Annotated in this window: 1 protein-coding gene; it reads right to left on the bottom strand. The window is 52.6% G+C overall.

The features are described 5' to 3' along the window. Positions 1-208: 208 nt before the first annotated feature. Positions 209-551, bottom strand: a 343-nt coding sequence (locus tag ACOCD2_RS25595; protein ID WP_293675653.1) for a transposase, incomplete at its 5' end; no start/stop codon positions are given.

Genomic DNA, 551 nt, shown 5'->3' with positions numbered 1-551 from the left:
CCCAAATCCCCAGATAGAGGCATATCAGCGCCCGAAGGGTGCCAATATCCACTGATTTCCGCTTGGTTGAATTGCAGACAGCGATGAATTAGACCGGATTTGACCAGGAAATCAGCACAAAATCCATATCCCAAGCCCTTGCAACGCAACCCGGCTGCTTTCAGACGGACCTATCCCGTCATAGCCGCCTGATTGGTCGCAAACTTCCTCAAATGGGCGGCGGTTCAAACGCCTTCAGTGCAATGAGCACCTGTTCCAGAAGCATTCGATGTCGCTCTGCGAGTTTTACGAACAGTTGTCGCCCCGTTTTGACTACTTTTGCCGCCATGCCATACAGACGCCAACGTATTGTTATGGCGCGGTGCTGCGCCAGTTCTCCAGGCAACAACTGACGCATGAGGGCAAACAGATTATAGGAGAGCGCCGAGATCAAGAAGTACAGCGCATTGGCATTGAAATCCGAACACGGCAAGGTGCCGCCGCCAAAATCCAGTTTCAGTTCCTTGATCCGGTTCTCACTGTCTTCGGCACGCTGGTTGTACCAGTGAACG

Origin of the sequence: Thiolapillus sp. (assembly GCF_048562965.1) — a bacterium.
GTDB classification, from domain to species: Bacteria; Pseudomonadota; Gammaproteobacteria; order Chromatiales; family Chromatiaceae; genus Thiolapillus; species Thiolapillus brandeum_A.
Note: the sequence above shows the minus strand (reverse complement) of the source record. Positions and strands in the feature narration are given on the sequence as shown.